Raw genomic sequence first — 2,925 nt, 5'->3', positions numbered from 1 at the left:
CATGCCCGCGCGCAGGGGTTCTACGAGGCGGCCCTGAAGATCCAGCCCGACGACCCCCTGATTCTCTCGAATCTCGGTCTGTCCTACGCGCTGGGCCGACAATTGCCGCAGGCCGAGGAGACCCTGCGCCGCGCGGTCGCCCAGCCCCGCGCCGATGCGCGGGTTCGGCAGAACCTGGCGCTGGTCCTCGGGCTCCAGGGCAAGTTCGCCGATGCCGAGGCCGCCTCGCGAACCGACCTGTCCGCGGACGAGGCCGCCGCGAACACCGCCGCCCTCCGGGCCTTCGTGGCGCAGCCCAACAGCTGGAAAGCCCTCAAGGCCTCGGAAGCCAGGGCGCCCAAGCCTGTGCGAACGGTCGCAGCGTCGGCCGGAGCCGCCGAATGAGCGCGTCCGAGCATGGACGTAGCGCCGGATTTGCGGTTAACCGCGCACTCGGATCAACGGTCTCGCTTCGAGAAGCGGCATCCGGCGTGAGGTCCGGCGATCGGGTTCGGCGCCGGAAGGGGAGAACGCGTGCGCTGGGGAGCTGATCGCTGGCGTTTCTACCGGCTCATCGGGCGCGAGATCACGCGGTCCGTGCGCGATACCTATGCGCGCCTGACCGGCCGGCCCGACATCCTCGCCCGTGCCCGGGTGACCGGCCTCGTGATCGCGCCGCACGACCTGCGCACCAGCGACGCCACCTTCGCGGACGACATCTATGCCGGCCTGTTCGTGTTCGCCGGGCGCTCGCTGTCGGTGAGCGGACGCTCGCCCTTCGATTACGCGCCGCCCTCGCAGGAATGGGCCGACATCCTCTACGGCTTCGGCTGGCTGCGCCACCTGCGCGCCGCCGACACGGCGCTGGCGCGCGCCAATGCCCGTGCCTTCGTCGCCGACTTCGTCGCCGGACGCGGCGACACCGCACTCGCCCGGCCGACGCCGGTGGCGGCGCGGCGCCTCATCTCGTTCCTGTGTCAGTCTCCCCTGGTGCTCGAGGGCGCGGACCACGTCTTCTACCAGTCCTTTCTGAAGGCCCTCGGCAAGGCAGCCCGCGAACTCGAGGGCGACCTGCGCCGGGGCATCTCGCCCCAGACCCGGCTCCTTGCCGCCGTGGCCCTCTGCTATGCGGGCCTGTGCTGCGAGGGCATCCAGCCCATCCTCCGGCGCTCCACCCGCATCCTTGTGCGCGAACTCGACCGGCAGATTCTGCGGGACGGCGGCCACCGCAGCCGCGACCCGCGCTTCGCGATGGAGCTGCTCCTCGATCTGCTGCCCCTGCGCCAGAGCTTCCTCTCGCGCAGCGTCGATCCGCCGGATGCCCTCCTGCATGCCATCGACCGGATGCTGCCGCTGCTGAGGCTGCTCCGGCATCCCGATGCTTCGCTCAGCCACTTCAACGGCATGGGCGCGACGGCCGCCGATCATTTGGCCACGCTGCTGGTCTATGACGGCGCCCTGGCCCAGCCGATGATGCACGCGCCGAATTCCGGCTACGAGCGCATGGAAGGCGGCCGGGTCCTCGTGGTGGCCGATGTCGGCGCGCCGCCGCCCCTTCCCGATTCGATCAATGCCGGGGCCGGCTGCCTGTCCTTCGAGATGTCGAGCGGCCCGCAGCGCATCGTCATCAATTGCGGATTGCCGGCGAGCGGCCCGGAACTGCGCCGGCTGGCCCGCAGCACCGCCGCCCACTCGACCGCGACCGTCGCCGACACTTCCTCCTGCCGGTTCCTGGTCGGTGGCGGCGCCTGGTACGAGCGCTGGGCGGTGCGTTGGCTCTCGCACCGGATCGGCCCGGTGATCCTGCGCGGGCCCCGCGCGGTGAAGTCGGAGCGGACCAGCGAGGACGGTGCCAGCATCCTGGCCGCGCGCCACGACGGATATGCCCACGATTTCGGGGTGATCCACGAGCGCCGCTGGCGCCTCGCGGCCAGTGGCCAGGTGCTCGAGGGCGAGGACGCCTTCGTGCGCAGCGTGGGCCCGAAGCGCGGCAAGGTCCGGCGCCAGGAGGTCGCGGTCCGCTTCCACCTGCACCCGGCCATCGCGGCGCGCGGCCTAGACGACGGCCGCATCGAGCTCAGTCTGCCCATCGGCGAGGTCTGGCATTTCGGTGCCGAGGGCGGCGAGATCGCCCTGGAGGAGAGCGTCTACTTCGCGGGGCTCACCGGCGCACGGCGCACCGATCAGATCGTGGTCTATCTCTCCGTCGCGGATGATACCCGCGTCCGCTGGGGCTTCGCGCGGTCTCAGACCCCGGCGGGCTGACGGGCGGCTGGCCGCAGCGCACCATTTCGTGGTAGGCGCGCACCAGTTCCCTCGTCGCAGTTCCTTCGTATTTTGCCCCGGACGAAACGCCATGTCGCATGACCAGGTGCGGGTCACCCGCGCACTCCTCTCCGTCTCCGACAAGGCCGGCCTCGTCGAATTCGCCACTGCCCTCGACCGCCTCGGCATCGCGCTGGTCTCCACCGGCGGCACGCACAAGGCCCTGCGCGCGGCCGGGCTCACCGTTGCCGAAGTCGCCGACCTCACCGGCTTTCCCGAGATGATGGATGGTCGCGTGAAGACGCTGCACCCGGGAATCCATGGCGGATTGCTCGCCGTGCGCGGCAACCCGGAGCATCAGGCGGCGCTGGCCGCTCACGGTATCCGCCCGATCGACCTCCTGGTGGTCAACCTCTATCCCTTCGAGGAGACGGTGGCGAAGGGGGCCGGCTACGACGATTGCGTCGAGAACATCGATATCGGCGGTCCGGCCATGATCCGCGCCGCCTCGAAGAACCACGCCGACGTCGCGGTCGTGGTCGATGTGGGCGACTACGCCGCCGTGCTCGCCGAACTCGACGCCCAGGGCGGGTCGCTCGGCGATCGCACCCGGCGCCGCCTCGCCCAGAAGGCCTATGCGCGAACCGCCGCCTACGACGCCGCCATCGCGAATTGGCTCGC

Annotated in this window: 1 protein-coding gene and 2 pseudogenes; all 3 read left to right on the top strand. The window is 70.8% G+C overall.

Translation table 11 applies throughout. The features are described 5' to 3' along the window. Nucleotides 1-384: pseudogene (locus tag K2X24_RS00900) on the top strand (hypothetical protein); the annotation flags it as partial. A 129-nt stretch (nucleotides 385-513) separates the two neighbouring features. Beyond that, entirely contained in the window at nucleotides 514-2,244 is a 1,731-nt protein-coding gene (locus K2X24_RS00895; protein ID WP_292493803.1) for a heparinase II/III family protein, read from the top strand. Nucleotides 2,245-2,335: 91 nt separating this feature from the next. Then, nucleotides 2,336-2,925, top strand: a pseudogene (gene purH, locus K2X24_RS00890) (bifunctional phosphoribosylaminoimidazolecarboxamide formyltransferase/IMP cyclohydrolase); the annotation flags it as partial.

Source organism: Methylobacterium sp. (genome assembly GCF_019750675.1).
GTDB lineage: Bacteria > Pseudomonadota > Alphaproteobacteria > Rhizobiales > Beijerinckiaceae > Methylobacterium.
The sequence above is the reverse complement of the archived record's forward strand: the minus strand, read 5'-3'. Positions and strand labels throughout refer to the sequence as shown.